Below are 13,791 nucleotides of genomic sequence, written 5' to 3' on the forward strand. Positions count from 1 at the left end.
GTAGTGGTGAGCGAACGAGCGGCCGTGCTGCACGGCGCCCGGGACCTGCGGGTGGAACAGGTGGAGCCGGAGCCGCTGCGGCCCGGCGCGGTGCGGGTGGCGGTGCGCGCCACCGGGTTGTGCGGCAGCGACCTGCACTACTACGCCGACGGCCGCAACGGGTCGAACGTGCTGCGCGCCCCCACGGTGCTCGGGCACGAGGCGTCCGGGGTGGTCGTCGAGCTGGGCGAGGGGGTCGACCCGGGCCTGCTCGACGCGGCCGTCGCGGTGGAACCGGCGCGGCCGTGCCGCCGCTGCCCGACCTGCGCGGCGGGCCGGTACAACCTGTGCCCGGCGGGGCGCTGCTTCGGTTCGCCGCCGGTGCACGGCACGATCCGCGGCACGCTTGTGGTGGACGCTGAGCTGGTGCACCGGGTGCCCGCCGAGACGGATCCGGCGGTGGCCGCGCTGGTCGAACCGCTCGCCGTGGCCTGCTGGGCGGTGCGCCGCGCCGGGGTGCTCAGCGGGGCGTCGGTGCTGGTGACCGGGGCGGGGCCGATCGGTCAGCTGGCGGTCGCGGCGGCCCGCTCCGCCGGGGCCGCGCGGATCGTGCTCACCGACGTCGACCGGCGGCGACTCGATCTCGCCGCCGGGGCCGGGGCGGACGAGGTCCTGGACACCACCACCGCCGACCCCGAGCCGGGGGCGTTCGACCAGCAGCTGGAGTGCTCCGGGGCGCCGGAGGCGGTCCGCCCGGACGCGCTGGTGCCCGGCGGGGTCGTCGCCCTGGTCGGCATCCCCGCGAACCGGCCCGCCGCTCCGGACCTGCTGGCGGCGGCGCAGCGCTGGGAGATCGACGTGCGCGGCTGCTTCCGCTACGGGCCGGGAGCGTTCGCCACCGCCGCGGCGCTGCTGCGCTCCGGACGAGCGGAGCTGGACCGGATGGTCACCGCCCGGTTCCCGCTCGCTGAGGCCGATCGGGCGCTGCGCACCGCACTGACCGAACGCGATCATCTGAAGATCGCCGTGCTCGCCGAGGAGACCCCGTGAAGATCACCGCCGCCGACGTCGTCGTCACCTGCCCCGGCCGCAACTACGTCACCCTGAAGATCACCACGGAGGACGGGCTGACCGGGCTCGGCGACGCCACGCTCAACGGGCGCGAGCTCGCCGTCGCCTCCTACCTGCGCGACCACGTGTGCCCGCTGCTGATCGGCCGGGATTCGGGGCGCATCAACGACATCTGGCAGTACCTGTACCGCGGTGCCTACTGGCGGCGGGGTCCGGTGACGATGACCGCGATCGCCGCGGTGGACGTCGCGCTGTGGGACCTGCTCGGCAAGGAGACCGGGCTGCCGGTGCACCGGTTGCTCGGCGGCGCCGCCCGCGACGGCGTGCTGATCTACGGGCACGCCAGCGGGCAGAGCGTCGAGGAGCTGCTCGACGACGTCGCCGCCTACCGGGAGCGCGGCTACCGGGCGATCCGGGTGCAGGCGGCCGTGCCCGGTCTGGAGAGCACCTACGGGCTGCACCACCCGGGCACCGGTTCCACCTACGAACCGGCCGATGCGGCGATGCCCTCGGACAACGTGTGGCACACCCCGGCGTACCTGGAGTTCGCGCCGGAGCTGATGCGCGCCGTGCGCGAGCGGTTCGGCTACGACTTCCACCTGCTGCACGACGTGCACCACCGGCTGTCGCCGCTGGAGGCCGCGCAGCTGGGCAAGTCGCTGGAGCCGTACCGGATGTTCTGGATCGAGGACCCCACCCCGGCCGAGGACCAGGAGGCGTTCCGCACGATCCGGCAGCACACCACCACGCCGATCGCGGTCGGCGAGGTGTTCAACTCGATCTGGGACTGCAAGCACCTGATCAGCGAGCGGCTGATCGACTACATCCGCGCCTCGGTGTCGCACACCGGCGGGATCACCCACCTGCGGCAGGTGTTCGACCTGGCCGCGCTGCACGGGGTGCGCACCGGTTCGCACGGCGCGGGCGACCTGTCGCCGGTGTCGTTCGCCGCGGCGCTGCACCTGGACCTGACGGTGCCGAACTTCGGCGTGCAGGAGTACATGGGGCATCTGGACCCGGCGGGCGAGGTGTTCAAGGTGAACTACTCGTTCCGCGACGGCTACATGCACCCGGGCGACGCTCCCGGCCTCGGCGTGGAGCTGGACGAGGAGGCCGCGGCCCGCTATCCGTACTCGCCGAAGTACCTGCCGGTGAACCGGTTGCGGGACGGGTCGATGCACGACTGGTGAGCGTGGTGGAATCGGATGATCACCCGGCGCCGCCGGGCGGGACGAGACGGGGAGGACCGGGCGTGATCCGGGTACTGGCCATCGGCGAATGCATGATCGAACTGACCCACCGGGAAGCGGACGTGCTGTCGCTGGGGTGCGCGGGGGACACGTTCAACACCGCGACCTACCTGTCCCGGCTCACCGGCTCCGCGGAGCTGCAGGTGGACTACCTGACCCTGGTGGGGGACGACCACTACAGCGACCGGATCCTGGCGGCGATGCGGGCGGAGGGCGTCGGCACCGACCGGATCGGCCGGGTCGCCGGGGCGCAGCCGGGGCTGTACCTGGTGCGCACCGACGAGTTCGGCGAGCGGTCGTTCACCTACTACCGCTCGCAGTCCGCGGCGCGCGGCCTGTTCGCGGCCGAGGAACCGGACTTCGACGGCTACGACCTGGTGCACCTGTCGGCGATCAGCCTGCAGATCCTCGCGCCGCCCGCGCGGGCGCGGCTGCGCGCGGCGCTGCGGCGGTTCCGCGATGCCGGGGGACGGGTGTCCTTCGACAGCAACTACCGGCCGGCCGGGTGGGGCGGTGCCGCGGCGGCGGCCGAGCAGGTGCGGGAGCTCTGGTCGCTGACGGCGGTCGGGCTGCCCACGTTCTCCGACGAGCAGGCGCTGTTCGGCGACCCCACCGCGGAGTCCACAGTGGACCGGCTGCGGGCGGCCGGGGTGGCGGACGTGGCGGTGAAGGACGGCGCGGCGGGCTGCGTGGTCTTCGACGGGGAGCGCGGCGTGCGGGTGCCGCCGGTGCCGGTGGAGTCCGTCGTGGACTCCACCGCCGCCGGGGACGCGTTCGACGCCGGCTACCTCGCGGCCCGGCTCACCGGCGCCGACCCGGTCGCGGCCGCGCATCGCGCGCAGCAGCTGGCCGCCACGGTCATCCGCCACCGCGGCGCGATAGTCGCGGATTCCGTGCTCCCCCGGCGATCCGCGGCACCGGTCGGGTGACCGCCTGTCGTTGAACTCGGTTTGCGTCGTGCTCGGGTGGCGGAACCTCAGCGCCCGAACCCGTCGGCGGGTCTTGTCCGTTCCTCGTCAGCGGCGAAGCCGATGAGCAGCGACCACCCGAGCAACCGGACCACCCGCGGGTTCTCAGCGGTTCCCTCGTGAGGACGGCGATTTCCCTCGCGGCGGAGCCACTCGGGACATCGATCCCGCAGCGTGGGAACCGCTGAGGTTCCGCCACCCCCGTTGCCACGCACAACGAGCGAGGAGGCACCCGTGTAGAAAAGGCGCATGGGCACCACTCGTTCGGCCGCGCTGCGCTTCCACTCCGACGCGGTGCGCGCGGAGACGCACGTCAACCTGTCGGCGGTCCGGACCGACGGCCACCACCTGTGGGTCGGCGGCGACGAGACCGCCACGGTGGAGCGCTTCACCCGCACCGGCGCGCGGCGCCCGGAGTACGCCGAGCACGTCTCGTTCGACCTCGCCGAGGTGCTGGACCTGCCCGGCGACGCCGACGACGAGGTCGACGTGGAGGGCCTGGCCCGCCGCGGTCCCTACCTGTGGGTCGTCGGTTCGCACAGCGCCAAGCGCAAGAAGCCGAAGGCGCACCACTCGGACGCGAAGGCCGCGAAGCGCCTCGCCACCGTGGTGCCGGAACCGGCCCGCCGGGTGCTGGCGCGGGTGGCGCTCGCCGACGGCGTCCCGGTGCGCCGCACCCGCGACGGGGCGCGCAGCGCGGCGCTCGGCGAACCGGGGCTGCGCGAACTGCTGGCCGACGACCCGCACCTGGCGCCGTTCCTGCCGATTCCCGGCAAGGACAACGGGTTCGACGTCGAAGGCATCGCGGTGCACGGCGAGGCGGGGGCCGAGCGGGTGCTGCTGGGTCTGCGCGGCCCGGTGCTGCGCGGCTGGGCCGTGGTGCTGCGGCTCGCGCCGCGCGAGGAGGACGGGGAGCTGGTGCTGCGCAAGGTCGACGGGCCGCGGCGCTACGCGAAGCACTTCCTGGACCTCGACGGCCTCGGCGTCCGCGACCTGTGCCCGCACGGCGACGACCTGCTGGTGCTCGCCGGCCCGTCGATGGCGCTGTCCGGCCCGGTCCGGCTGTACCGCTGGCCCGGCGCCGCCCGCGCCGACCTGCCGGAGGTCGTGCGCCGCGACGAACTGGTCCGGGTGGCCGACCTGCCGCACGGCGACGGCCGCGACCATGCCGAGGGCATCACGGTGCTGCCCGGCGGCGACCTCCTCGTCGTCCACGACAGCCCCGCCCCGGCGCGCCTGCCCGAACCCGGCACGGTCCTCGCCGACGTCCTCACCCTGGACTGACCGGACCTCAGAACCAGGCGTCGGCGAGGAGCTTCAGGGAGCGGAGGCGGTCGGCGGGGTCGTGGCAGTAGGTGACGGTGATCAGCTCGTCGGCGCCGGTGCGGGCGACCAGTTCCTCCAGCCGGCGCACCGCGGTCTCCGGGGAGCCGACGGCGTTGATGCCGAGCATCGCGTCGGCGAAGTGCCGCTCCCGCTCGTCCACCGCGCCGGGGTCGACCGGTGCTTCGAGGGCGCGCCGGTTGCCGCTGCGGACGTTGACGAACATGCGCTGCACCGTTGTCCACAGCCGCGCCGCCTCCTCGTCGGAGGGGGCGACCACGACGTTGACGCCGACCATCAGGTGCGGCTCGGTGAGCTGCGCGGTCGGTGCCTCGGTGGAGAACGCGGAGCGGTACACCTCGACGATCTCGTCCAGGTCGGCGGGCGCGAAGTGCGAGGCCACCGCGAACGGCAGGCCCAGCTGCCCGGCGATGGAGGCCCCGTTCACCGTCGACCCCAACACCCACAGCGGGACGTGCGTCCCGGTCGCCGGGCCCGCGGTGACCGGTGCGCTGTGCGCGCGGCCTTCATCGCCGAACCACCCGGTGAGGTCGTAGATCGAGTTGGCGAAGCTCTGCGCGTCCGCTCCGGACCGGCTCAGCAGCTGCGCGGTGATCTGGTCGGTCCCGGGCGCCCGGCCCAGCCCGAGGTCGATGCGCCCGGGGTGCAGCTGGGCGAGGGTGCCGAACGATTCGGCCACCTGCAGCGGCGCGTGGTTGGGCAGCATGATGCCGCCGGAGCCGACGCGGATCCGCTCAGTGCGGTCGGCGGCCTGTGCGATGAGCAGCGCGGTCGCGGTGGCGCCGAGGTACGGGGTGTTGTGGTGCTCGGCGTACCAGACCCGGCGGTAGCCGAGCTCGTCGGCGAGTTCGGCGGCGGCCATCGACGAGGCGATCGCGTCGGCGATGGTGGAGCCCTCGCTGACGGAGACGAGGTCGAGGACGTCGAGCGGGACGTGCGGTGCGGTCACGAAGCCCCTCCGGGCGGGTCGGTTTCCAGGAATTCGGCGGCGATGGCGTCGTTGTAGCGGCTGACCATCTCGGACAGCAGGCGCAGGTCCTGCTCGCTCCAGCCGGACAGCAGGGCCGCGGTGCGTTCGCGGCGGCGTTCGCACACCGCGCGCACCGCGGCCTCGCCGGAGTCGGTGATGGCCAGGACGCTGCGGCGGCGGTCGGCGCCGTCGGGGCTGCGGGTGAGGTGCCCGGCGCGTTCCGCGGCGAGCACCTGCCTGCCGGTCGTGGACGGGTCCAGGCCGAGCGCGGCGGCGAGTCCGCCGATGTCGGAGGGCCCGCGCGCGATGAGGGTGCGCAGCAGCAGGTACCCGGCGCGGTCCACCTCCTGGTGCAGCTCGCCGCGGCGGCACAGCATCTCCAGGTTGCGCATCAGCACCGCGGTCTGGAACTCGACGGTGTCGATCGCGTCGCAGCCCTGCTCGGTGCCGGTGGTGGCGCGGGGGAGTCGCGCGTCGGTCACGGTCTCGTCCCTCCTCGGCGTTCCGGCGATACCGGTACGATACCGATATCGGGTGGACGGGTGCCGGGCAGGTCCGTTCGGGGACCGAGCCTCAGCGGCTCACCGCGCGGTCGCGGCCGAACCGGGCGCCGAGCGCAGGTCCGCGCCGATCGCCCCGGTCGTCTCCAGCAGCGTCGGCAGCAGGTTCTCCCGCGCCTGCTCGGCCGTGGTCCGGCTGGCGTGCGAGGAGATGTTCGCCGCCGCCACCACCCGGTCCGCGCGGTCCCGGATCGGGGCGGCGATCGACCGCAGCCCCGCCTCCAGCTCCTGGTCCACCAGCGCCCAGCCCTGCTCGCGGATCCGCGCCAGCTCGGCGCGCAGCTCCTCGGCGCTGCCGACGGTGTGCGGGCCCAGCGGGTCCAGCCGCACCCGCGCGAGGAAGTCGTCCAGCCGCTCGGCGGGCAGGTTCGCCAGCAGCACTCGGCCCATCGAGGTCGCGTAGGCGGGGAACCGGGTGCCGATGTTGATCGACACCGTCATGATGCGGCTGGTGGGCACGCGCGCGATGTAGACGATGTCGTCGCCGTCGAGCACCGACACCGACGCCGACTCGTGCACCCGCGACACCAGGCGCTCCAGGTGCGGCTGGGCGATCTCCGGCAGCGACACGCTGGACAGGTAGGCGAAGCCGAGCTCCAGCACCCGCGGCGTCAGCGCGAACAGCCGGCCGTCCGTCCACACGTACCCCAGCTGCACCAGGGTGTGCAGGAACCGGCGGGCGGCGGCGCGGGACAGGTCGGTCGCGCGCGCGACGTCGCTGAGCGTCATCTCCGGCCGCGTCTCGTCGAACGCGCGGATCACCGCGAGGCCGCGCGCCAGCGACTGCACGTACCCGCCGGATTCCGAAGCCGGTTCCATCGCTCTCCTCGCTCGCCCGGGACGGCCGTCGCCCCGCGCACCTACCGTTCCACATGCGACGCCCGGGGCGACCGCGGCACCCGTCAGCCGTCCTCGGCGGCGAGCACGTCCCTGGCCAGGGCGAAGGCCCGGTTCGCCTTCGGCACCCCGGCGTAGATCGCCACGTGCATCAGCACCTCCCGGATCTCCTCGGTGCCGACGCCGTTGCGGCGGGCGGCGCGCACGTGCATCGCGAACTCCTCCTCGCAGCCGGTCGCCGCGAGGATCGCGAGCGTCAGGCAGCTGCGGGTCGGGCGCGGCACGCCGTCGCCGGTCCACAGCTCGCCCCACGCGTAGCGGGTGATGAAGTCCTGGAACCCGGCGGTGAACTCGGTGGTGGCGGCGACGGCGCGGTCCACGTGCGCGTCGCCGAGCACCTCGCGGCGCACCGCCATGCCCTCGGCGTGCCGGGTCTGGTCGTCGGTCATCGCGCGCTCCTCGTGAAGTGGTCCAGCAGCAGGGCGTTCACCGCGTCCGGCCGTTCCGCGACGGCCAGGTGCGAGGCGTCGTCGAGCACGTCCAGGCGCGCGCCGGGCACCGCGGCGGCGATGCGCTCGGCGTGCGGCGGGGGAGTGGCCGGGTCCTCGCGCGCGGCGAGCACCAGCGTCGGCGCGGTGATCCGGGGCAGTCCCTCGACGAGGTCCAGCTCGGCGATGGCCTCGGCGCAGCTCGCATAGCCCTCGTCGTCGCAGGCGCTGAGCGCGGCGCCGAACGGGACCGCCGCGTCGGTGGCCGCGAACGCGGGCGTGAACCAGCGCTCCAGCGAACCCGCGACCATCGAGGTGGTGCCGTCCCGGCGGGCCTGCGCGGCCCGATCCCGCCACGCCTGGCGCGGGGTGAGCTCCGCGGACGTGCAGATCAGCGCGAGCCGCCCGATGCGCTCCGGCGCGTGCTGCGCCAGCCACATGCCGGTCATGCCGCCCAGCGACACCCCCGCGAAGTGCGCGCGAGCCACGCCGAGCCGGTCCAGCAGCTCCAGCACGTCGGTGCCGAGCTCGCCCAGCCGGTACGGGCCGGGTGGCGCGGCGGTGCCGCCGTGCCCGCGCTGGTCGTAGCGCAGCACCCGGAAGTGCTCGGCGAGCGCGGGCACCTGCCCGTTCCACAGCCCCAGGTCGGTGCCCAGCGAATTGGACAGCACCAGCACGTCGGCGTCGTCCGGTCCGGTCAGGTCGTGGTGCGGGATCATCGGTTCCCTCCGAGGTCGTGCCGGGCCAGGGCGCGGTCCACGAACGCCTCGGCCGAACCGAGCCGCCCGGCGGGGTCGGTGGCCGCGACGACGTCCGCCTCGGACAGCACCGCCCGCACCCGCTCGTCGGCGAGCAGCGCGGCCCGCAACGTGCCGCCGCGTTCGGCGACCTGCTCGCACAGTTCGGCGACGAGCCGCCGCGCCTCGGTGCCGCCCAGGGCGCCGCGCAGGGCGGCGGACGCGCTCTCGGCCAGCACCAGCCCGCCGGTGAGCTCCACGTTCGCCGCCATCCGGTCGGCGCGCACCCGCAGCCCGGCCAGCAGCCGGTCCGCGCCCGCGGCGGCCGCGGCGACCAGGCGCAGCAGTTCGGTCAGCGGCTCCCACTCGGCCTGCCAGGTCCCGGCGGCGCGCTCGTGCGGCTGCGGCATCGCGGCCAGCAGCGTCGCCACCAGGCCGGGGACCCGGTGCGCGGCAGCGGTGATCAGCACCGAGCCCGCCGGGTTCTGCTTGTGCGGCATCGCCGACGAGCCGCCGGAGCTGCCCTCGGCGAGTTCGCCGACCTCGGTCTGCGCGTGCAGCTCCACGTCCAGCGCGATCTTGCCGAGCGCCCCCGCCACCGCGCCCAGCGCGCCCGCGAGCTCGGCGACGCGGGTGCGGTCGGTGTGCCACGGCAGCACCGGTTCGGCCAGGCCCAGCTCGGCGGCGAGGTGGCCGAGCACGGCCGTGCCGCGATCACCGAGGGAGCCGAGCGTGCCCGCGGGCCCGCCCAGCTGCACCGCGAGCCGCTCGTCGACCACCCGCTCCAGCGCGGCGGTCGACTCATCCAGCGCCGTCAGCCAGCTCGCGCAGCGGCGGCCGAACGTCGTCGGCAGCGCCTGCTGCAGCAGCGAACGCCCGATCATGAGCGTGCCGCGGTGCTCCCGAGCCAGCTCGGCGCACCGGTCGGCGGCGCCGCGCAGGTCGGCGAGCACGCCGCGCAGGGTGCGGCGGACCACCAGCATCGCGGCCGTGTCGAGCACGTCCTGGCTGGTCGCGCCCACGTGCACGTGCGGCCGGGCCGACGGGTCCACCAGCTCGCTCAGGTCCGCGACCAGCGCGATCACCGGGGTCGCCGAGCCGACGGCGCGCCGCGCGATCGAGTCCAGATCGAACTCCTCGGCCCGGCAGTGCGCCGCGATCAGGTCGGCGGCCTCCGGCGGGACCACTCCGGCGCGGGCCTGCGCACGGGCGAGGGCGGCCTCGAAGTCGAGCATCGCCTGCGCCCACGCGGCCGGGCCGGTGCGCCGCTGCGCGTCCGGGGTGCTGAACATGGGGGTGAACACGGCGGCCTCAGAGCGCGAAGAAGACGGTCTCGCCGTCGCCCTGGAGCCGGACGTCGAAGCGCAGCCCGTCCGGTTCGGCGGTGGCGATCAGCGTGCCCCGGCGCTCTTCTTCCACAGTGGACAGAACGGGGTCGGTGGCGTTCGCGGCGGCCTCGTCCGGGAAGTACACCCGGGTCACCAGCCGCTGCAGCATGCCGCGCGCCAGCACCGTGACGTCCAGGTGCGGCGCCTCGGTGCGCCCGTCGGGCGTCGGCAGCGGGCCCGGTTTGACCGTGCGGAACCGGAAACCGCCCTGCGGATCGGTGCCGCAGCGCCCGAAGCCCTGGAAGGAACCGGCAGCGCCGCGCGGGTCGGCGTGGTGCGCGAACCGGCCCCGTTCGTCGGCCTGCCAGATCTCGAGGACCGCGTCCGGCACCGGCTCGCCCGCGCCGTCGAACACCGTTCCGCGCAGCACGATCGCGCCCGGCGCGCCGTCCGCGACGACGTCGGGACCGTCCGGCCACAGCAGCCCGTCCGGCAGCGCGTAGAACGGGCCGACGGTCTGCGACGGCGTGGTGAGCTCGTCCTGCTCCGGCATCAGTCGTCGTCCTCCTCGTCGTCCTCGAACGGGGTCGCGTCCGCGCCGCGCAGCACGATGTCGAACTTGTAGCTCAGCGCCCACTCCGGCACGGTGCTCGCCAGGTCGAACCGGCTGATCATGCGTTCCCGCGCCGCCGGGTCGCGCACCGAGTTGAAGATCGGGTCCTGGCCGAACAGCGGATCGCCCGGGAAGTACATCTGCGTGATCAACCGCTGGGTGAACGCCTGCCCGAACAGCGAGAAGTGCAGGTGCGCGGGCCGCCACGCGTTGTCGTGGTTGCGCCACGGGTAGGCGCCCGGCTTGATCGTCACGAAGCGGTAGTTCCCGTCCGCGTCCGTCATCGCCCGCCCCACGCCGGTGAAGTTCGGGTCCAGCGGCGCCGGATGCCGGTCCCCGGAGTGCCGGTAGCGGCCCGCCGAGTTCGCCTGCCACAGCTCCAGCAACGTGTGCGGCACCGGCTTCCCGCCGGAGTCGAGGACCCGGCCGCTGACGACGATCCGCTCGCCGAGCGGTTCGCCCGCGTGCCCGGCGGTGAGGTCGTGGTCGTGCTCGCCGACCCGGTCGTGGCCGAGCAGCGGCCCGGTGACCTCGGTGAGGTACTGCGGCAGCAGCCGCAGCGGCTGCTTCGGGTAGCGCAGCGCCGAGGAGCGGTAGCCCGCGCTGTCCAGCGGCGGGTGCGAGGCGTCGTCGGGCCGGTAGTGCGGCAGCAGCATGCTCATCGTCGGCTCCTCCTCACGCCTGCAGGACCACGGCCAGGCCCTGCCCGACCCCGATGCAGATCGCGGCCAGGCCCCAGCCGCCGCCCGCGGCGCGCAGCTGGTGCGCCAGGGTTCCCAGGATGCGCGCGCCCGACGCGCCCAGCGGGTGGCCGAGGGCGATGGCGCCGCCCTGCACGTTCACGATCTCCGGGTCCAGGTCCGGCCAGTCGGCGAGGCAGGCCAGCGACTGCGCGGCGAACGCCTCGTTGAGCTCCACCGCGGTCAGGTCGCCCCAGCCGATGCCCGCGCGGCGCAGCGCGGTTTCCGCCGCCGCCACCGGGCCGATGCCGAACACGTCCGGGTCGACGCCGGCGACGCCGCGCCCGGCGATCCGGGCCAACGGGGTGACACCCAGGTCGGCGGCGACCGCTTCGGAACCGATGAGCAGCGCGGCGGCGCCGTCGTTGAGCGGGGAGGAGTTGCCCGCGGTGACGGTGCCGCCCTCGCGGAACGCGGGCTTGAGCTTCGCCAGCTTCTCCACCGAGCTGTCCGCCCGCACGCCCTCGTCCGCGGTCAGCTCGGTGCCCGGCACCGCGACCACTTCGCGCTCGAACGCCCCGGCCTCCCATGCGGTGGCGGCGCGGCGGTGGCTGCGCACCGCGAACTCGTCCTGGGCCTCGCGGCTGATGCCGTAGCGGTCGGCGAGCAGTTCGGCGGAGGAACCGAGCCCGATGGTCCAGCGCTCCGGCATCAGCGGGTTCGTCATCCGCCAGCCGAGCGTGGTCGAGTGCAGCGTCTCGTGCCCGCGCGGGAAACCGGCTTCCGGCTTCTGCAGCACCCACGGCGCGCGGCTCATCGATTCGACGCCGCCGGCGATGGTGAGTTCGTGGTCGCCGGTCTCCACGGCCCGGCTGGCTCCGATGGCGGCTTCCAGCCCGGAGCCGCACAGCCGGTTGACGGTGGCGCCCGCGACGCCGGTCGGCAGTCCCGCGAGCAGGGCGGCCATCCGCGCGACGTTGCGGTTGTCCTCGCCCGCGCCGTTGGCGTCGCCGAACGCGACGTCCTCGATCCGCGCCGGGTCCAGGCCGGGGGAGCGGTCCACGAGGGTGCGCACCACGTGCGCGGCCAGGTCGTCCGGGCGCACCTCGGCGAGGCCCTTGCCGTAGCGGCCGAAGGGGGTGCGCACCGCGTCGAGGATGTGAGCTCCGTTGCTCATGCTGCTGCTCCGATCGTGGCCTTGAGTTCCCGCAGCACCCGCAGTTCGGTGTCGCTCGGGGGTTCCTGGACGGTGGGCGAGTCGGCGACCCGCAGGTCCCAGCCGGTGGCGGCCCGCACCTGTTCGACGGAGACGCCGGGGCTGAGCCGGGTGAGGGTGAGCTCGCAGGTCTGCGGGTCGGGTTCGAGCACCCCCAGGTCGGTGATCACCTTCACCGGTCCGCGCCCGCGCAGCCCCAGCCGCTCCCGATCGCCCGCGCCGCGGCCGTAGCCGACGGAACTGGTGAAGTCGACGGAGTCGACGAAGCTGCGGGTGCTCTGCCGCATCACCACCAGCACCTCCTTGCAGGAGGCGGCGATCTCCGGGGCACCTCCCGCGCCGGGCAACCGCACCTTCGGGTTCGCGTAGTCGTCGCCGATCACGGTGGAGTTGATGTTGCCGAACCGGTCGATCTGCGCGCCGCCGAGGAACCCGAAGTCGATGCGGCCCGGCTGCAGCCAGTAGTTGAAGATCTCCGGCACGCTCACCACGGAATCCGCGGTGTCGGCGAGCACCCCGTCGCCGATGGACAGCGGCAGCCGGTCCGGTTTCGCCCCGAGCGTGCCCGATTCGTAGATCAGCACCAGGTCGGGGGCGTGCGTGCGGCGGGCCAGGTTCGCGGCGGTGCTGGGCAGCCCGATGCCGACGAAGCAGGCGGCACCGTCGGTGAGCGAGCGCGCGGCGGCGACGCTCATCATCTCGTCGGCGGTGAAGGTCATCGCGCGCTCCTCTCGGCCAGGCCTTCGCGGTCCAGCCACGCCTCGAATTCGGCGCGGTCGCGGGAGATCTCGTCCCAGCGCCGGTAGTAGTCGTTGTCCCGCTCCGAGTAGCCCTGCGCGTAGGAGGGGTGGGCGCCGCCGGGGACCTCCGCGACGGCGGTGACGGCCCACTTCGGCAGCACCACGGCGCCGGGTCGCGGCGTGAGCTCGTCGACGACCTCCTCGACGGTCACCAGGGAGCGCTTCGCGGCGAGCACGGTCTCCTTCTGCACGCCGGTGATGCCCCACAGCTGCACGTTGCCCTGCCGGTCGGCCTGCTGGGCGTGCACGATGCCGACGTCCGGGTTCAGCGCGGGCACGGCGGCCAGTTCTTCCCCGGTGAACGGGCAGGTCACGGTCTTGATGGAGTCGGTGTGCGCGGGCAGGTCGGTGCCGGTGTAGCCGCGCAGGATCGCGAACGGCAGCCCGGAGGCGCCCGCGGCGTAGCGGTTGGCCATGCCGGCGTGGCTGTGCTCCTCGATCTCCAGCGGCACCGGCCAGGAGTGCTGCACCGCGTCCCGGAACCGGTGCAGCGAGCCGACTCCGGGGTTGCCGCCCCAGGAGAACACCAGCTTGCGCGCGCACCCGGCGCCGATGAGCTGGTCGTAGACGATGTCCGGCGTCATCCGGCACAGCACCAGATCGCGCTTGCGCTGCCGGATGATCTCGTGCCCGGCGGCGACCGGGATGAGGTGCGTGAAGCCTTCGAGCGCGATCACGTCGCCGTCGGCGACCAACTCGTCGATCGCCTCGTCCAGCCCGAGGATGCGTGCCACCGATCCACTCCGATCGTGCGCATAGTGAACACATGTGCTTTCCGCGAACACTAGTGCCGTCGCGATTTCCCGGTCAAGCACCCGAACGCCACCCCGGCGCGGTTCGGGCGAACGTGCCGGCGGTAGGCGAGGGGGCGCGAGGGGAGCTCGGACGGCGTCCGCTCTCGTGCGCGAGAGGGCGCGGCGAGCGGCTGAGGTGTCCCCGGGTGCGGCCTG

The 13,791-nt window shown here is 74.2% G+C and carries 15 protein-coding genes; 4 read left to right on the forward strand and 11 right to left on the reverse strand.

All coding sequences use genetic code 11. From position 1 onward, the window contains the following. The first annotated feature begins 6 nt into the window (after nucleotides 1-6). The 4 genes from ABZ805_RS13645 to ABZ805_RS13660 all read left to right on the forward strand — a co-directional run bounded on the left by ABZ805_RS13645 (nucleotide 7) and on the right by ABZ805_RS13660 (nucleotide 4,552). Nucleotides 7-1,029, forward strand: a complete 1,023-nt coding sequence (locus ABZ805_RS13645) for an alcohol dehydrogenase catalytic domain-containing protein (protein ID WP_358438994.1) — start codon at nucleotides 7-9, stop codon at nucleotides 1,027-1,029. Next, nucleotides 1,026-2,240 (forward strand): D-mannonate dehydratase ManD, encoded by a 1,215-nt coding sequence (manD, locus tag ABZ805_RS13650; RefSeq protein WP_358438997.1) that lies wholly within the window; start codon nucleotides 1,026-1,028, stop codon nucleotides 2,238-2,240. The genes ABZ805_RS13645 and manD overlap by 4 nt, the downstream gene beginning before the upstream one ends. Before the next feature lie 62 nt (nucleotides 2,241-2,302). Further along, entirely contained in the window at nucleotides 2,303-3,229 is a 927-nt protein-coding gene (locus ABZ805_RS13655) for a sugar kinase (RefSeq protein ID WP_358438999.1), read from the forward strand. Nucleotides 3,230-3,517: 288 nt separating this feature from the next. Continuing rightward, a complete protein-coding gene (locus tag ABZ805_RS13660; protein ID WP_358439001.1) occupies nucleotides 3,518-4,552 on the forward strand; it encodes a DUF3616 domain-containing protein in 1,035 nt (344 codons plus the stop codon). Between the two features lie 7 nt (nucleotides 4,553-4,559). On the opposite strand, the gene ABZ805_RS13665 is transcribed toward ABZ805_RS13660, so the two are convergent. The 11 genes from ABZ805_RS13665 to ABZ805_RS13715 all read right to left on the reverse strand — a co-directional run bounded on the left by ABZ805_RS13665 (nucleotide 4,560) and on the right by ABZ805_RS13715 (nucleotide 13,575). Beyond that, nucleotides 4,560-5,561, reverse strand: coding sequence for an LLM class flavin-dependent oxidoreductase (locus ABZ805_RS13665; protein WP_358439004.1), 1,002 nt, complete (start codon nucleotides 5,559-5,561; stop codon nucleotides 4,560-4,562). After that, nucleotides 5,558-6,064, reverse strand: a complete 507-nt coding sequence (locus ABZ805_RS13670) for a MarR family winged helix-turn-helix transcriptional regulator (protein ID WP_358439007.1) — start codon at nucleotides 6,062-6,064, stop codon at nucleotides 5,558-5,560. The genes ABZ805_RS13665 and ABZ805_RS13670 overlap by 4 nt, the downstream gene beginning before the upstream one ends. A gap of 99 nt (nucleotides 6,065-6,163) precedes the next feature. After that, nucleotides 6,164-6,961 (reverse strand): IclR family transcriptional regulator, encoded by a 798-nt coding sequence (locus ABZ805_RS13675; protein ID WP_358439010.1) that lies wholly within the window; start codon nucleotides 6,959-6,961, stop codon nucleotides 6,164-6,166. An 83-nt stretch (nucleotides 6,962-7,044) separates the two neighbouring features. After that, nucleotides 7,045-7,428, reverse strand: coding sequence for a 4-carboxymuconolactone decarboxylase (gene pcaC / locus ABZ805_RS13680; RefSeq protein WP_358439013.1), 384 nt, complete (start codon nucleotides 7,426-7,428; stop codon nucleotides 7,045-7,047). Then, nucleotides 7,425-8,186, reverse strand: a complete 762-nt coding sequence (gene pcaD / locus ABZ805_RS13685; RefSeq protein WP_358439016.1) for a 3-oxoadipate enol-lactonase — start codon at nucleotides 8,184-8,186, stop codon at nucleotides 7,425-7,427. Before pcaD ends, pcaC begins: the two co-directional genes overlap by 4 nt. Next, nucleotides 8,183-9,508 (reverse strand): 3-carboxy-cis,cis-muconate cycloisomerase, encoded by a 1,326-nt coding sequence (pcaB, locus tag ABZ805_RS13690; protein ID WP_358439019.1) that lies wholly within the window; start codon nucleotides 9,506-9,508, stop codon nucleotides 8,183-8,185. The genes pcaD and pcaB overlap by 4 nt, the downstream gene beginning before the upstream one ends. A gap of 7 nt (nucleotides 9,509-9,515) precedes the next feature. Beyond that, nucleotides 9,516-10,085, reverse strand: coding sequence for a protocatechuate 3,4-dioxygenase subunit alpha (pcaG, locus tag ABZ805_RS13695; RefSeq protein ID WP_358439022.1), 570 nt, complete (start codon nucleotides 10,083-10,085; stop codon nucleotides 9,516-9,518). Then, nucleotides 10,085-10,807, reverse strand: a complete 723-nt coding sequence (gene pcaH, locus ABZ805_RS13700) for a protocatechuate 3,4-dioxygenase subunit beta (RefSeq protein WP_358439025.1) — start codon at nucleotides 10,805-10,807, stop codon at nucleotides 10,085-10,087. Before pcaH ends, pcaG begins: the two co-directional genes overlap by 1 nt. 13 nt (nucleotides 10,808-10,820) lie before the next feature. Further along, entirely contained in the window at nucleotides 10,821-12,002 is a 1,182-nt protein-coding gene (locus ABZ805_RS13705; protein ID WP_358439028.1) for a thiolase family protein, read from the reverse strand. After that, complete coding sequence (locus ABZ805_RS13710; RefSeq protein WP_358439030.1) at nucleotides 11,999-12,760, reverse strand: CoA-transferase subunit beta; 762 nt, start codon at nucleotides 12,758-12,760, stop codon at nucleotides 11,999-12,001. Before ABZ805_RS13710 ends, ABZ805_RS13705 begins: the two co-directional genes overlap by 4 nt. Further along, nucleotides 12,757-13,575, reverse strand: coding sequence for a CoA-transferase (locus tag ABZ805_RS13715; RefSeq protein WP_358439033.1), 819 nt, complete (start codon nucleotides 13,573-13,575; stop codon nucleotides 12,757-12,759). The genes ABZ805_RS13710 and ABZ805_RS13715 overlap by 4 nt, the downstream gene beginning before the upstream one ends. Nucleotides 13,576-13,791: the final 216 nt, after the last annotated feature.

Source organism: Saccharopolyspora sp. NPDC047091 (assembly GCF_040643635.1).
Lineage (GTDB): Bacteria > Actinomycetota > Actinomycetes > Mycobacteriales > Pseudonocardiaceae > Saccharopolyspora_C.

What these genes read in the sequence shown, in the direction of transcription:
- ABZ805_RS13705 (WP_358439028.1), bottom strand. Translation starts at nt 12,002, where the DNA reads ATGAGCAACGGAGCTCACATCCTCGACGCGGTGCGCACCCCCTTCGGC.
- ABZ805_RS13660 (WP_358439001.1), top strand. Translation starts at nt 3,518, where the DNA reads ATGGGCACCACTCGTTCGGCCGCGCTGCGCTTCCACTCCGACGCGGTG.
- pcaC (WP_358439013.1), bottom strand. Translation starts at nt 7,428, where the DNA reads ATGACCGACGACCAGACCCGGCACGCCGAGGGCATGGCGGTGCGCCGC.
- pcaG (WP_358439022.1), bottom strand. Translation starts at nt 10,085, where the DNA reads ATGCCGGAGCAGGACGAGCTCACCACGCCGTCGCAGACCGTCGGCCCG.
- ABZ805_RS13710 (WP_358439030.1), bottom strand. Translation starts at nt 12,760, where the DNA reads ATGACCTTCACCGCCGACGAGATGATGAGCGTCGCCGCCGCGCGCTCG.
- pcaH (WP_358439025.1), bottom strand. Translation starts at nt 10,807, where the DNA reads ATGAGCATGCTGCTGCCGCACTACCGGCCCGACGACGCCTCGCACCCG.
- ABZ805_RS13675 (WP_358439010.1), bottom strand. Translation starts at nt 6,961, where the DNA reads ATGGAACCGGCTTCGGAATCCGGCGGGTACGTGCAGTCGCTGGCGCGC.
- pcaD (WP_358439016.1), bottom strand. Translation starts at nt 8,186, where the DNA reads ATGATCCCGCACCACGACCTGACCGGACCGGACGACGCCGACGTGCTG.